We start from the raw sequence: 15,049 nt of genomic DNA on the forward strand, positions 1-15,049 counted from the left end.
CGTCCTCCTGTATTCGATATACAAAACATGAGATTATTCGTTTTATAATTACGTAACGTAACCATACAATCATAATATACCAACCAATAGAATTTACAATCGATATTTAGACATCGCAATGAAAATTTAGTTATTGCATATCGGCCATTTGTTTGTTATGTTATATGCATGTTAATAAACATAACATAAACAACTGGATCATCATCTAAAACTAAATAGAAATGACATCTAGGGTTCCACAATGTCGATCTTGAGGCATTGGTTCGGTCCAAGAGATGTCACACGGCAAACTGCCGTGCACACGGAGGGATAAAAGCCCGGGAGATATCGTAGCTGATATTTTTCGGGCTATTTATGTTGTCCTATAACGGAAGATGAATCATGGCAAGGAGGGAAAACAGTGGGCCAATGGTTAAGCAACATAGTTGTGAACGAGGGGATACACCACATTTACATCAGTCAAGGAAGAATAGCTGACATCATTCCTCAACATCAGCCCATGCCGGTTCATGCGAATAGTTGGGATGCCCGGAACCTGCTCATGCTTCCGACGCTGGAAGATTATCATGTGCATCTGGATAAGCAATTCCCGGCTGATCGATGGATAGCTCGAAGAAGAGTGGACACGATTCTCGATCAATTTCACCTCGAGAAGGAGCTCCTGGCACCGCATAAGGCCGGTATGAAGGATCGTGCAATCCAAACGCTGGATCAAATGCTGGCAAGCGGAACGACGCGCGCAAGAGTTCATGTCGATATCGATCCCGAAATCGGATTACGGCATTTGGAAACGATCGTTCAAGTGAAGGAGCTGTACAGAGGTTTGGTAGATATCGAGATCGCGGCTTTCCCACAGCAAGGTTTACTTCGATCTTCATCGATTGCGCTGCTGAAGCAAGCCCTTCGCGAAGGGGCAACAATCGTTGGTTGTGTCGATCCTGCGGGCGTTGATCGAAATATCGAAGCTTGCTTGGACACCGTGTTTGATATGAGTGTGGATTATGGCGCAGGCGTCGATATTCATTTGCATGATCAGAGTCATCTGGGACTCTATACCATTGAGCGCATTGCGGACTATACGCAGCAAACGAGTAAGCAAGGTAAAGTAGCTGTCAGTCATGCTTATTGCTTAGGAGAAATCGACAAGGGAGCTTCTGCTGATATCGCCGCTCGACTTGCGGAGCAGAACATCATGATTATCACGAGCGTTCCTATCGATTCCGCGATGCCAAGAGCGGATCAGCTAACAGCGCTGGGCGTGAACATCAAACTAGGTACTGATCATACGGGGCTGGATGCATGGACGCCTTTCGGAAATCCTGATCTATTGGCCCGAGGCAGAAGACTTGCCGAGATCAATAGGTGGAATGACGATGAGCGATTGCGTGCGGTATATCCTTATCTGACTTCAGCTCCGCTGGAATTTCAAATTGGCGCACAAGCAGATTTCATGTTGGTGCAAGCATTAAATCCCGAGCACGCGATTGCAGCCGCGCCCGAGCGGGAAATCGTTGCTGTTCAAGGGAAGGTTGTTGCGGGGAAGCAATTCGATCGGTCATGGTAACGACCCGTTGAGATGACGAGAGGCGAGAGGGGAATGGCGATGCTGGCAGAGAAGGCGATACATATTAGCAATGTCACGAAGCGGTACGGAACCGGAACGCTGGCACTGCGGGAAGTAGATTTGGATATAGGCGAAGGGGAGTTTGTTTCTCTGGTTGGCCCTTCCGGCTGCGGAAAATCAACATTGCTGCGCATCATGGCCGGACTGGGAGAAGCAACCGAAGGCGTCGTGTCCGTCCTCGGTCAGCCTTCGGGGCAATTAATGAAAACGAGCGGTCAGCTTGGATTCGTATTCCAAGAAGCTAACCTGATGCCATGGCGGACGGTAATCGAAAATGTTGAATTGCCATTAGAGCTGCGCGGAGTAGGTAAGAAGGAGCGACGCGAAGAGGTAGATCGGGTGCTTAGACTCGTGCGGCTGGAGAGCTTTCGCGATTCCTATCCCAAAGCGCTGTCAGGCGGAATGAAGATGCGGGTTTCGATTGCTCGCTCGCTCGTTTCCAATCCCAAAATCCTGTTCATGGACGAACCGTTCGGCGCGCTGGATGAGATGACGCGGCATCATCTGCATCAGGAATTGCTTGAGATTTGGCGGCAATCGAAGCTTACGGTCGTATTCGTTACCCATAATGTGTTCGAGGCTGTCTACTTATCCAGCAAAGTCGTCATTATGAAGTCATACCCGGGCCAAATAAGCAGCACCATCGATATTCCTGCTGCTTATCCAAGGGACGACGAGTTTCAAGCTTCGGCGGCCTTCGGTCAATTAGTGGATCAAGTTTCGAAAGCTTTAAAGGGAGGCTAGAACATGAACGATATTCTAAACATCGAAGTCACCGCAGTGCCCGCAAAGCCCGAGAAGGAGCAAGCTGCCGCAAACAAGCCCGGCAAAGCGAAGCAAATTCTGCCAATTGCAGCGCCTCCGCTTATCCTCATGCTTGCGATTTTGGTGATATGGCAGTTCATTACGATGATTTTTGATCTTCCCCGATACATTCTTCCGTCGCCGACAGCAATTGCACAAGCAGCATCGGAAAGAGGGAGCGACCTGCTTCGCTCCGCATTTAATACTTCATTATCCGCTTTCTTCGGTTTTCTGCTCAGTATCGTCGTCGGGAATCTAACGGCGCTGCTGATGACGGCATCCAAATGGGTGCAGCGAAGCTTGTCCCCTTATGCCATTGTCCTTCAGACGATTCCCGTTGTAGCCGTTGCGCCGCTGATCGTGATCTGGTTTGGCACCGGCATGAATTCCATCATTATCATTTCCTTTATCGTAGCGGTATTTCCGATTATCTCGAATAGCAATCTCGGCTTAAATGCGACGGATCACAACCTCGTGAATCTCATGCGCATGTACAACGGAACCGGCTGGAAAATGATGTGGAAGCTTCGCATTCCGTATGCGATGCCCTACATATTAGGCGGGATGAAAATCTCCTGCGGCCTTGCCGTCATCGGTGCCATTATTGGCGAATTCGTTGCCGGCATCGGCGGAGCTAAAGGCGGGCTTGGCATCGCCATTACATCGGCAGCGGTTCAGATGCAGACGCCTTATTTGTTTGCTTGTGCGATAACCGCATCCTTGCTGGGCATGATCTTCTTCGCAGGCATTTCGATTTTATCCCATTACGTCCTTAGAAATTGGCACGAATCCGCATCTCAAACGGAGAACTGACGGGTCAACGGTGGTTTCAACGATTCACCAAATATAGAAAATGGATGGGGAGATTGAGGATGAAAACGATGGAGAAAACGAAGTTGGTTGCAAGTACGACGATTCTGGCCGCAGTATTGACAGCTTGTGGATCAAATACGGGATCATCTGACGAGCCGGTCAAAATCACGCAAACCATGAGCTGGTTCGCTCAGCCGGAGATGGGCGGACACTATGCCGCGGTAGCCGGCAAGATTTACGAGGATGCCGGTCTGGACGTAACGTTACAGCAAGGCGGACCGCAGGTGTCCAACGTGCAGCTGCTCGCATCCGGCAAAGTGCAATTCGCGATGGCCAATGCGGACGAGGTCGTGCTTGCCCGCAATGAAGGCATCCCGATCGTGACGATTTTCGCCAATCTCCAAACCAATCCGCAGAACCTCATCTTTCACAAAGACTCCGGCATTACGAAGATTGAAGATTTGAACGGCCGAAAAGTGTATACGGCAACCGGTTTTCCATTCTGGCAGTACCTCAGCTACAAATACAAATTGGATAAGGTGCAGGTTCAGAACTACACGGGTTCCCTTGCGGGGTTCTCTGCGGATAAGGATTCGGTCACGCAAGGATTTGCAACCAACGAGCCGTACGTGCTTAAGGGAGAAGGCATTGATGTGGACTGGTTCCTGAACGCGGATCTGGGCTACAACCCCTATGGTAACGTCGTGATTACGACGGAAGACATGATTAAGAATCATCCCGATACCGTCAAGAAATACTTAAAAGCTACGGTTGAAGGCTGGGATTATTACTATGCGCACGGCGATGAAGTGAATAAACTGATTAACGAAACCAACAAGGATTATTCCCTCGATCATTTGAAGAGCTCACAAGAAATCACGAAGGACTTCGTATTTGGCGGCGATGCGGAAACCCACGGACTGGGTTACATGTCGGAGGAGCGTTGGAAGACGCTTGTTGATGAGATGAAGGAAGCCGGCATGATCAAGAAGGATATTCCGACCAGCGAGCTTTATACGAATGACTTTCTTCCGGAAAAATAGAAGGTTGGCGTAAAAAGGGGATCCCCTAGGGGGGTCCCTTTATGCCAAGCAAAGGAGGCAGCGCGGTGAGAAACATCATGCCAATGTCCTACAAGAATATGGTTGCAGCACCGCATTACTTGGCTTCGCAGGTGGGAAATGAGATTATAGGTCGCGGCGGCAATGCCATAGATGCATCTGTCGCGGTAAGTGCAGCGCTGGGCGTTGTTTATCCTCATATGACGGGAATCGGCGGCGATGCTTTCTTCATGATCCATCACAAGGGCACCATAGTGGGGTTTAACGGCAGCGGCAGATCAGGTCATTTAGCTACCAGAGAGTACTTTTTGAATAAGGGTTGGAAGGCGATCCCCGGGCGAGGCGTAGAGAGCGCGATAACGGTTCCGGGAATGGTCGATGCCTGGTGGGAAGTCTGGTCCCATTACGGCAGGTTATCCTGGGCGGATTTGCTTCAACCGGCAATTGAATATGCGGAAGAAGGTTTTCCGATATCGCGAGATTTGCATCACTGGATGGTGACCGATGAAGAGCTGATTCGAGCAAACGAGTCCATGTCGCAAGTCTTCTTGAAGAATGGAAAGCTGCTAAGTCATGGAGATCGCCTGGTCCAGACAGCATTGGCGGCAAGTTTAAGAGCGCTTCAGTCGGAAGGAAGAGTGGCCTTCTACGAAGGCGAATTGATGAAGAAGATGACGGAGGCAATCGAACGGGATGGCGGATTGCTTCGAGACGATGATTTTCGCCGTCATCATGGGGAATGGGCGGAACCGTTAACCGTTAATTATAGGGGCTACGACATCTTCGAGATGCCGCCTAACTCACAAGGTTTCTCCGCGCTTATGATGCTAAACATGCTGGAGAATGTGGATATGGGGAAGATCCCTCGCCATTCGGCGGATTTCTACCATTTGGCAGTGGAGACCGTCAAGCAGGTATTCAAGGAGAGAGATCGTTATTTAACCGATCCCCTATTCGCAGCGGATATTCCAATGGAGAAGCTGCTGTCCAAAGCTTATGCAAAAGAATTGTTCGCGAAAATAAGCACAATGGATGGGGCGCCTATGGATGTAAAACCACATCTATCACCCGTGTTGGGGCAGGACACGGCTTATGCAGCCATCGTGGATGCGGAAGGCAACGGGGTATCCTTTATCCAGAGCTTATATTACGATTTCGGCTCCTGTTATATGGCGGGAGATACGGGCATTATTTTCCAAAACAGAGGGTCCTATTTCTCTCTTGATGCCGATCATGTCAACACGCTCGAGCCAATGAAAAGAAGCTTCCATACTTTAATGCCGGCAATGATTAGCAAGGACGGAGCGCTCTACGCATTACTGGGGACACAAGGCGGAGAAGGTCAACCGCAGACGCAATTATCTCTTATAACGGGCTTGCTGGATTATGGGCTTACCATTGCCGAAGCGATTGAATTGCCGCGGTGGGTATACGGTCGAACGTGGGGGACGGACAGCGATGTGCTTCGCATGGAGACCCGGTGTCCGGAAACGGAAGAAGCCGCTTGTGAATTGGCGTTCCGGGGACATCAAGTGCAATTGTTCGGGAATTGGAATCGCATCATGGGGCAAGCACAAGGGATTGTTATTGACGGGAATGGACTTCGAAGCGGCGCTGTCGATCCGCGCGGTGACGGCATGGCGATCAGCTCGTAGAGGAAAGGAAGGGTTCAAATGAGCCTATTATGGAAATTGTTTTTGGCTTTCGGCTCAGCGACGATGTTGGGGTATGGCGGGGGACCTTCGATCATTCCGCTGTATCAAGATCAAGTGGTTAACCGTAACGGTTGGATGGATACATCGGAATTCGGGAGTGCGCTTGCTTTCGGAAACGCGCTGCCGGGGCCGATTGCAACGAAGCTTGCCGCATATATTGGTTTTAAAGTCGCCGGTTGGGGCGGCGCAATTGTCGCGCTGAGTGCGGTAGTTCTACCGACGGCATTATTAATGGTCGTGCTCTCCGGCATATTGGTAAAGCTGGAGCATGTGCCGGTTATCAAAGGGATGATCAAAGGCGTACAGCCGGTTATTTTCACAATGATGGCACTGCTTGCTTACGACTTTGCGAAATATGCGTTTCAACCCGGCTCAAGTGCGATTGGCCTAAGCTTTCTTCCGTTCATGATTGCGTGCATGTTCTTTATTATGGTGCAGTACTTACATTGGAATCCGGTGTGGGGCATCTTAGGTTCTTTGGCTATAGGGGCATTATTTCTGAGAGGATAGCGGTTTCCGGGGAAAAGGCGGGTGTCTATGTTAGATCTACTTTTTCGTAACATTGGGATTTCCACCGGCAGCGGCCGGTATGATATCGGAGTAAAAGACGGGTTAATCATCCGCTTCGAGCCAGTAGGTGCAGGTGAGGAGCTGCCTCCTGCCCAAGAAACAATCGCCGGGGAAGGCAGAATACTGCTGCCGGGTTTAGTGGAGGCGCATATTCACTTAGACAAAGCGTTTCTAACCGAGAAGTCGCCGGTCGCAGCAGGAGGGCTTGCTGAGGCAATCGCTGTTACCAGAGCGTTGAAGAATCATTATACCTACGAGGATATATCCAGTCGAGCAACTCGGGTTCTGGAGCGAAGTGCGAGATTCGGCGTGACTTCGATGCGCTGCCAAGTCGAGGTGGATCCTATCATTGGGCTTCAGGCGATGGAAGCAACACTTGCGCTCAAAGAGAAATGGAGGGATACCATAGACCTACAGCTTGTCGTTTTTCCGCAGGAGGGGATCATACAGCAGCCCGGAACCGCGGAGCTGATGGAGGAATCCCTTCGCATGGGAGCGGACGTCGTTGGAGGCATCCCTTATAACGATTACTCGGCGAATGATCATGTAAAGATCGTGTTCGATCTGGCGGAAAAGTATGGAAAACCTGTGGACCTGCATATCGATTTCTCCGATAATCCGAGCGAGCTAAACATCCTGATGGTTGCGGAAGAGACCATCAACCGCGGTTATCAAGGGCGAGTGGCTGCCGGACACGTGACATCGCTCGGATCCGTCGCGCGCGATCATGCGCTGCAATATGCGGAGAAACTGGCTGAGGCGGACTTGCAGATTATTTGCCTGCCTGCGACAGACCTTTATCTTGGCGGCAGGCAAGATGAACAAGCCGCGCGCCGCGGTCTGACGCCGGTAAAGCTGCTGCAAGCGGCGGGCGTTAATGTGACGATGGGGACCAACAATATCCGCAATGCTTTTACGCCTTATGGAACGGGTGATCCGCTCGATATCGCCTTGTTATTAGCGAATACCGCGCAGTTCGGGACAACGGTTGAACTCGCCAAAATCATGGAGATGGCGACGAGCCATGCTGCGCGCGCACTCGGTTTGGCCCAATATGGGATCTCGGTTGGAGCAAACGCGGATCTTGTTCTGGTACAGGCGGATCGGGTAGAAGATGTTATCATCGATCGCCCTCCACGCTTAGGCGTATGGAAGAACGGGAAGAAGAAATCAGAGATGGTCGTCGAAGCCAGACGTTTCTAATGAGGTTAGAGATGGAGGGACGTTGATGATGTACATAGAAGAAGTGCTAAAGTTAGCTGTTGAGTTAGCTGACGAGAATGAGCAATCCGGCCGTGGCGGTCGGTACGGAGCTGTTCTCATGATGAACGGCATCATCATCGCAACCGGTACGAACGATGTCACCCGGAATTGTGATCCGACAGCGCATGCCGAAATTCAAGCCATACGTACCGCTTGTCATACTTTGAAGATAACTGAACTGAAGGATTGTGAAATGTACGCGAGCGATGAGCCTTGCCCGATGTGTATGAGCGCCATTCGGTGGAGCGGGATCAATCGAATCTATTATGCTCGGCCCTCAGAGCCCGGCTTTCAAACCGAATGGAATGAACGCGCGGTATTCGCTAGTTTACACCCCATGGAATGAGTGATTGAACGGCATTTGAACAGCGCAAAAGAGCTCCTGAATGCATGCATTCAGGAGCTCTTTCCTTGTAATATCTCGAACGAATCGCGCTACGACGTTTGTATCCGCAAACGAAGGCCGTTTCGAAATATCTATTGGAATTTCAGCTGTTTAAGTCAGTTCAGGCCGGCTTTATTCAAACCAAATGCTGCGTCCGCCGAGCCTGGTACGGTTGTGAACGCGACGTTGATCCGATTCCATGCATTGATGGTCATGACCGAGAAAGTCAGATCGGAGAGCTCTTTCTCCGAGAATTGTTCGCGAACGCGGTCGTACACTTCGGCAGGTACGCCATGCTCAGGCAGCTTAGTCAGGATTTCAGTCCATGCCAGCGCTGCGCGCTCGCGCGGCGAGAACAAGGTGGATTCTCTCCAGATTGGCAGGTGATACAGACGAAGCTCTCTTTCGCCATTCATCTTCGCTTGCTTCGCGTGCATATCCAGGCAGAAGCCGCAGCCGTTTATTTGAGATGCTCTGATATGAACGAGATCAAGAATGGTTTCTTCAATGGCGCTTTCCTTCTCGGCATTGCTCAAATTCATCAGTTGCTTGAAAAACTCCGGTGATTGCTGCATGTAATTTATACGTTGTGTCATGATCGTCTATTCCTCGCTTTATTGGTTTTGTAAGGTCGGTTAAGGTTGTCTTATCCGCTCTTCGAACATAAAACGAGGCAGCATTAAATTCTGTGACAGCCATTCGCGTTCACATACATATTAAACATCGAGCAGGAAAAGCTATGTACCAAATCAATTGAAATTACCGGCCTGCAAAAATTGCTTGTCACACTTTGCCATCGTACCTCGTTATATGTAATGGCCTTTTTCTAAGCTGTTTGAAGTTAAGCTTGATGAATGGAAGTGGTAGGATGCAGGAATTATATGAGCAGTACAGGGCACTATTGTTTAAACTCGCATATCAGCTGACCGGCTCCGTATCCGATGCAGAGGATGTTGTGCAGGACGTATTTATGAAGGCTTATGAGATTCCGCCGGAGAAATTGACCCAGCCCAAAGCCTATCTATGTAAAATGGTTACGAATCGCTGTCGGGATTTACAGAAGTCGGCTCGCAAGAAGCGAGAACAATATTTTGGAGAATGGCTGCCGGAGCCGCTTGTCAGCTCTTATGATGATGGCATGGAATCGGTAGCTCGCGACGAGCTCTTATCTTATGCCATGATTGTCATGCTTGAACGTTTAACTCCCTCGGAACGAATCGTGTTCGTATTACGCGAGGCGCTCGGCTTTGAATTTCCCGAAATTGCAGAGTTGATCGAGAAGAGCGAAGTGAATTGCCGTAAATTGCTTAGTCGCGCGAGGGCGAAGATGGGCGTGTCCTCAGAAGAGCTTGTTCAGCCGGAAGCCGCCGACGAGAAGTGGGTACATGGCTTCCTATATGCGCTCAAACAAGGAAACCTCCATGAAATCGTATCGATGCTCGATCAGAATGTTGTTCTTGTCTCGGATGGGGGAGGCAAGGTTTCTGCAGTCGTCAAACCCGTTGCTTCAAGAGAAATTGTTGCTAGTTTCCTAAGTAAGCCGCTGCATAAAGCTGCTATTGGCTCGATTGTCGAAATCACCCAATTAAATGGGCAGCCGGCGATTATTATGCGATCGGATGAAGGCATTCACACGGTAGTGATGCTGCATGTCGAAGGCGACGCCATCCGGAATTTATATGTGCTCAGAAATCCCGATAAACTCCAACATTTAGCGGTATAGAAGAATGAAACAGGACGTATCGATTGCTAATCGGTACGTCCTGTTTTAGGTTCCAAGGCGCTGCCGGATGCTGCTAATCGCCCAGAGCATTAAGGGAATGACAAGGAATACAGCGGGATAAAAAAAATGAATCAGAAATGAGTTTTTAAGCATATTTGAAAGCTCAATATGCTGAGAGCTATACATGACGACTCCAAGCAGAACGACAGTCAGGATGCATGAAATGAGCTTCCAGTTCTTGAAGCCGGTCCACTCCGATAATCCGTAGCTAAGGATAAACAAGCCTATTGCCAACTTAATAAATGCGCCAAACAGCCATAGCGGGATGAAGATTGCATCAATATTTTGTACGAAATTGAGGATATGGATAAACTTGGTTAGCGAATATACAGGAACCACTAATTGAGCAGCCAAGAAGGGACCCGTGATGGACAGCAGCACCAGCGTGGTTAACACGCCCCAAATCATAGAAACGGCTGTACCCAGCAAAATGGCTCGCGAGGCAGAACGTTTGTTTCTTGCGAAGAAGAAAAGCATTAGGATGATCGAAGGATCAACCATGTAATTGTACGAATACAGCGTACCCTTCAGAATATGAGGCCACCCCGAGTCGACAAAGATCGGCAAAATTCGCTTCACATTCATGTCCTGCGGATTGAGCACCAGCTGAGCGAAAAAAGTAAAGACAAAAATGGGACCTATAATCTCCGCGCATCTGCTTATTGCCGTAATCCCGCCTTTATACACCACAAACGCAATAAGAAACAACATGCAAAGTAAAATTACAATCATTGGCGTGTTATGCAGCATAACCAGGTTTTGAAATTCCACCAAGCTTTTGGTGATCGTAGACATCTGCATAAACCAGAGTATGAAATATAGAATGACGAGTAACTTACCTATCACGGTGCCTAAGAGGTCTTTAAGGAAGTTTACTAACGTTTTATCTTTATGCTGTTGACATAGGCGAAGAATGACCCAAGTTGCGGCCATCATGATCATACTTCCGAGTAGAATGGAGATCCAGCTATCCTGGTGCGATTCTTCCGTAGCCAAACGGATAGGAAGGTAGGAGAATATGATCATGGAGGAGATGCTGATTAACCAAAACATCTGATAACCGCTAACTTTCATCCTATATTCTGCCACCTTTCCACCGTTATTTGAGCTGCGCCCCGGTTACGCCGGTCGACCGAAGCTGAATCGTTGCTTTGACTTTGACCTCAATGTTTTTGAAATTCGCATCCCAATCCGCCTTTTGTTTTTTCCACCAAGTCGGATGTTTACGATGCAGATACTCTCCAATACCGAACACATCAGGTCCCCATTGCTGAATTTTGTTCATCGTAAGCTGCATGTCCTTCTGGATGTATTCATTCAAGTATTTCTGGATCGCGATCATGTTAACGGATTCCGACATATCAAGTGATGTCGTATTTTCAAGCAAGTAGGCTTGCCCTGTAACTGTGAGTACAACGTGCGTGGGGTCTTTACCGGCGTGAACTCGCCGGCTCTGATGTGTCAACCTAAACGAGACGACGCCTTCATCCTTTTTCCAAGGAATCGTAATTCCGCCATAGTTGCCTTTCCCAATCATCCAGATTGCTTGTGAGCCTTCTGCTGCGTCTAGAAATCCTTTGATTTTAAGCTTCTTATCCATGACAGCGAAGCCTGCTACAGATGCAATAGGTTTCTTCGACTTGCTGTTATATTTCACTTCTTGGATTTGAAGATAGGGTAAGACCGGCCGAGTTCCTTCAGACAGACTCTCGATCACGAGCTCTCTCGACGAAAAACCATGGAGCCCATTGATGTGCAGCTCTTTGCCGGCAGCGATGCTGGAGTTATATTCCATGGGATGCTGCAGCATTAGAAAATCCTTGGCACGACTGCCGCGAACGAGAAGGATGGTATCCCTTAGATTGTTTGCAGGGTCTCTCCCCAGCTTATCAAATAATTTACTTACCTCTTGTTTTCGGAAATACTCTTCACCGATTGCGATTATGATGCGGTGGCTCGTCATCAATCTTCGAGATATTTTACTTTGAATCTTCTGAGTGGCATCAAATACATCCTTTCCTTTAGCGGAAACGACAAGATAATTATCCTCACTTCCGGATTCGCCGCCTTGACCGGAGCCTTTTAATTGAGAGGGAATGACAATCTGATTACTAATTTCAATCTCCCCATCATCAGCATGATCAACAGCCGTACCCAAGATATAGGCTAATTGATTCGGTTCGACAAAATCAGTGCAGCCGGGCAGTGACAGCAGAAGCATGGAAGCGATACTTAGAAACCGTATTAACCGAATCATTGCGAAGCTCTTTTCTTTTTCTTATTTCGACCGTTTTTCATCCAGAAGGGGTATCGAATGACGAGATCTCGAAATCGTTTGCCATCGAAAGGCGCTACAGGGCTTAAGTAAGGCGTTCCGAAGGATTCCAGCATAACCAGATGAATTAATAAGAAGATAATGCCGAAAGCGAAGCCTACGAAGCCAAGGGCACCGGAAATAAACAGCATCATGTACCGAATGATGCGAAAGGGAAGGGTAGCGCTATATCTGGGAATGGTATAAGCAGCGATCCCGGTTAAGGAAATGACGATGATAATCGGCGTTGAGATGATGCCTGCTTCAACCGCGGCTTGTCCGATTACCAGCGCGCCAATGATGCTGACCACAGGACCGAGTTGATTGGGAAGATGAACCCCGGCTTCTTGCAACCCGTCAAAGATGAACATCATAATAAACACTTCGATAACCGTTGGAAAAGGCGAGGATTCTCGGGCTGTCGCAATGCCTATCATGAGATTGCTCGGAATCATCTCCGGATGGAACGTCGACAGAGAGACATAGATGGCTGGCAAAGCAAAGGAAATGAAAGTCATAATGTATCGCACCATCCGAGTTAGGATGATGAAGACGAACCGCTCGAAATAATCATCGGCGGATTGCAAGCCGGACCAGAAAGTGCTGGGAAGAATAAGGGCAAAGGGCGTTCCGTTCGTGAGAAGTGCGACCTTGCCATCCAATAAGCTTGCGGTCACAATGTCCGGACGTTCGGTGTTTTGAATTTGCGGGAAGAGAGAGAAGGAACTGTTCTCGATCCACTCTTCGATATACGCAGAATCGATGACGCCGTTAACCTCGATCTGTCCGAGTTTTTCTCTTACTTCAGCTATCACATGATCAGCCGCAAGTCCTTTGACATAGGTGAGGACGACTTCGGTTTGCGTGTATGTCCCGATCGTAAACGATTCCATCTTCAGCTGCGGGTGAATGATTCTGCGTCTGATTAACGAGGTGTTGGTGCGGATATTTTCTACAAAACCTTCCTTGGAACCGCGCAGCGTCGATTCCTTAAGCGGCTCTTGAATGCCTCTCATCTCGAATTCTTGCAGCTGAGCGAGGAGCACGGATGCTTCGCCATCCACCATGATTGCCAAACTGCCTTGCAGAATATGTTGAAGGAGATCCTCCATGGATTCGGCTGTTTTGATATTCGACAAGGGTAACCATTCGCGTTTGAACATTTCCGCCAATGTCTGTATTCGTCCAATCCCCTGCGGCAAACCGTTGAAGATTAGAGGTCTCAGCACATTATTCTCAATTCGTTCCACATTCGTCATGCCATCTATATAGGCGAGCAAAATTAAGGTTTCATCCTTCAGAGAAAATTGACGAAACACAATATCCGAACAATGGTCGAATTGTTCCCTGAGGTAAGCTTCGTTTACTTCGATGCTGCTGCTGATGGTACCCATGGATGATCCCCCGGCGGATAAAATTCACTCGGTGACTAGTATAAGCAAAGCCGGTTTCATCTATGCATTTTATGGCAATCTGCTAGTTTACACGATTTGGTATGAATGTTACTTTAATGAAGAGGAATTAGTTTCAAGACATGTATGGAATAAGGGGATTGTTATGCACAGCGGATTTCTTATGGACACGGAGAGTAATCGGCGTAATACACTAAAGCAAACCAAGCAGGCGGCGCTTATCGCCTTGCAGCACTACGATATCGACTGGAGTTCCATTCATTTCATTCAAATTTCGGAGCATGCGACCTTCCGCGTCGATTTCGGCGATGGAGAGAAACTGTTGCTCCGCATTCATCCAGCTACCAAGACTCGCAGTGAAACCGCATCAGAGCTTGAATGGTTGGCATACTTGCGGCACAAGGAACTGATCGTACCGGTCGCAATATCGAATCACGAAGGTGAATTCATTACGAATGCGGAGAGCCGCGAGGGCTTGCGTTATTATGCAACTTTGCTGAAATGGGTCGAGGGTGACACTATTCATAAAGGCATGCTGACGACAGAAAACGTCCACCGCCTCGGGGCAATGATGGCCCGGCTGCATGAGGCCGGCGCAGATTTCTGTCCTTCACGCGATTTTGTTCGACCGACTTGGGGCAGTAAGAGCTTTACGAAGGACTGGGAACATTTGAATGGTCATTATGCGCATTTTATTTCGGAGGAAGGCATCGCATTATATGCCCAAGCTGCCGTAAGAGTGAGCAACCATCTTGATGCACTCGAATCGCAGGAGCGGGATGATTATGGGATGATTCATGCAGACTTACATATTGGCAATATCGTTTATCATCATGGAGAGCCGTTTCCCATCGATTTCGGAAGATGCGGCTTCGGTTATCACCTATACGACATCGCCCAGTCGATTATGGGGCTGCATCCGGCTCAAAGAGAGCTCTTCATCCAAGGCTATCGCAAAGTGAGACAACTGAGTGAAGCTGCAATGCCGATCTTAGAAAGTTTCTTCATCATGTCTATTATCGAAGCTTACAGCTTTCACGCAGAGAATGAGCTTGAAACCGAAGGCTTAATGGAAGAACAGCCATATGCCCAGGCTCTGCTCAGCGCATATATGAACGGAGATCCGTTTTTGTTTCAGTCTCTTGCCGTTTAGAGATCGAAATGGAATCGGACATGAACAAGTTAGGAACCAACGTGGATTGCGTTGGTTTTTTCAATTAATCCCCCTGTAATCAAAGCAATCGATTTGGAAATAAAGTTCTGTAAATTTTTAAAGAAATAAATGATATAATCAACAAGTTATAG

14 protein-coding genes and 1 riboswitch are annotated in these 15,049 nt (G+C 48.5%); of the genes, 10 read left to right on the plus strand and 4 right to left on the minus strand.

Going from position 1 to position 15,049, the window contains the following annotated elements:
• The first annotated feature begins 217 nt into the window (after positions 1 to 217).
• Positions 218 to 326, plus strand: a riboswitch (guanidine-I (ykkC/yxkD leader).
• Positions 327 to 400: 74 nt separating this feature from the next.
• The 8 genes from BM412_RS08005 to BM412_RS08040 all read left to right on the plus strand — a co-directional run bounded on the left by BM412_RS08005 (position 401) and on the right by BM412_RS08040 (position 8,196).
• Complete coding sequence (locus BM412_RS08005; RefSeq protein WP_091216070.1) at positions 401 to 1,564, plus strand: amidohydrolase family protein; 1,164 nt, start codon at positions 401 to 403, stop codon at positions 1,562 to 1,564.
• A gap of 12 nt (positions 1,565 to 1,576) precedes the next feature.
• Entirely contained in the window at positions 1,577 to 2,368 is a 792-nt protein-coding gene (locus tag BM412_RS08010; protein WP_256256187.1) for an ABC transporter ATP-binding protein, read from the plus strand.
• A gap of 3 nt (positions 2,369 to 2,371) precedes the next feature.
• Positions 2,372 to 3,241 (plus strand): ABC transporter permease, encoded by an 870-nt coding sequence (locus BM412_RS08015; protein ID WP_091216075.1) that lies wholly within the window; start codon positions 2,372 to 2,374, stop codon positions 3,239 to 3,241.
• A 68-nt stretch (positions 3,242 to 3,309) separates the two neighbouring features.
• Positions 3,310 to 4,284 carry an ABC transporter substrate-binding protein gene (locus BM412_RS08020; protein ID WP_177245705.1) on the plus strand — a complete coding sequence of 325 codons (975 nt, stop codon included), beginning with the start codon at positions 3,310 to 3,312 and terminating at the stop codon, positions 4,282 to 4,284.
• Between the two features lie 41 nt (positions 4,285 to 4,325).
• Positions 4,326 to 5,957 (plus strand): gamma-glutamyltransferase, encoded by a 1,632-nt coding sequence (gene ggt / locus BM412_RS08025; RefSeq protein WP_091216081.1) that lies wholly within the window; start codon positions 4,326 to 4,328, stop codon positions 5,955 to 5,957.
• 18 nt (positions 5,958 to 5,975) lie between these two features.
• Positions 5,976 to 6,527 carry a chromate transporter gene (locus BM412_RS08030; protein WP_091216083.1) on the plus strand — a complete coding sequence of 184 codons (552 nt, stop codon included), beginning with the start codon at positions 5,976 to 5,978 and terminating at the stop codon, positions 6,525 to 6,527.
• Positions 6,528 to 6,554: 27 nt separating this feature from the next.
• On the plus strand, positions 6,555 to 7,790 hold the full coding sequence (locus BM412_RS08035) for an amidohydrolase family protein (RefSeq protein WP_091216086.1): 1,236 nt from the start codon (positions 6,555 to 6,557) through the stop codon (positions 7,788 to 7,790).
• Between the two features lie 25 nt (positions 7,791 to 7,815).
• Positions 7,816 to 8,196 (plus strand): nucleoside deaminase, encoded by a 381-nt coding sequence (locus BM412_RS08040; RefSeq protein WP_091216089.1) that lies wholly within the window; start codon positions 7,816 to 7,818, stop codon positions 8,194 to 8,196.
• 155 nt (positions 8,197 to 8,351) lie between these two features.
• On the opposite strand, the gene BM412_RS08045 is transcribed toward BM412_RS08040, so the two are convergent.
• Positions 8,352 to 8,831, minus strand: a complete 480-nt coding sequence (locus BM412_RS08045; protein ID WP_091216092.1) for a carboxymuconolactone decarboxylase family protein — start codon at positions 8,829 to 8,831, stop codon at positions 8,352 to 8,354.
• A 272-nt stretch (positions 8,832 to 9,103) separates the two neighbouring features.
• Between BM412_RS08045 and sigJ the strand changes: the two genes are divergently transcribed.
• Positions 9,104 to 9,958 (plus strand): RNA polymerase sigma factor SigJ, encoded by an 855-nt coding sequence (sigJ, locus tag BM412_RS08050; protein WP_091216094.1) that lies wholly within the window; start codon positions 9,104 to 9,106, stop codon positions 9,956 to 9,958.
• 45 nt (positions 9,959 to 10,003) lie between these two features.
• On the opposite strand, the gene BM412_RS08055 is transcribed toward sigJ, so the two are convergent.
• Genes BM412_RS08055 through BM412_RS08065 form a run of 3 tightly spaced genes read right to left on the minus strand, consistent with a single transcriptional unit; the run spans position 10,004 to position 13,726 of the window.
• Entirely contained in the window at positions 10,004 to 11,092 is a 1,089-nt protein-coding gene (locus BM412_RS08055; protein ID WP_091216097.1) for a GerAB/ArcD/ProY family transporter, read from the minus strand.
• A gap of 25 nt (positions 11,093 to 11,117) precedes the next feature.
• Complete coding sequence (locus BM412_RS08060) at positions 11,118 to 12,275, minus strand: Ger(x)C family spore germination protein (protein WP_091216100.1); 1,158 nt, start codon at positions 12,273 to 12,275, stop codon at positions 11,118 to 11,120.
• Positions 12,272 to 13,726 (minus strand): spore germination protein, encoded by a 1,455-nt coding sequence (locus BM412_RS08065; protein WP_091216102.1) that lies wholly within the window; start codon positions 13,724 to 13,726, stop codon positions 12,272 to 12,274. The genes BM412_RS08060 and BM412_RS08065 overlap by 4 nt, the downstream gene beginning before the upstream one ends.
• Positions 13,727 to 13,907: 181 nt before the next feature.
• Between BM412_RS08065 and BM412_RS08070 the strand changes: the two genes are divergently transcribed.
• Positions 13,908 to 14,897: a phosphotransferase enzyme family protein gene (locus BM412_RS08070; RefSeq protein ID WP_177245706.1), complete on the plus strand. Its 990-nt coding sequence runs from the start codon at positions 13,908 to 13,910 to the stop codon at positions 14,895 to 14,897.
• The last annotated feature ends 152 nt before the right edge of the window (positions 14,898 to 15,049 follow it).

Origin of the sequence: Paenibacillus sp. BC26 (genome assembly GCF_900116125.1) — a bacterium.
In the GTDB taxonomy this organism is placed as follows: Bacteria; Bacillota; Bacilli; order Paenibacillales; family Paenibacillaceae; genus Paenibacillus_Z; species Paenibacillus_Z lignilyticus.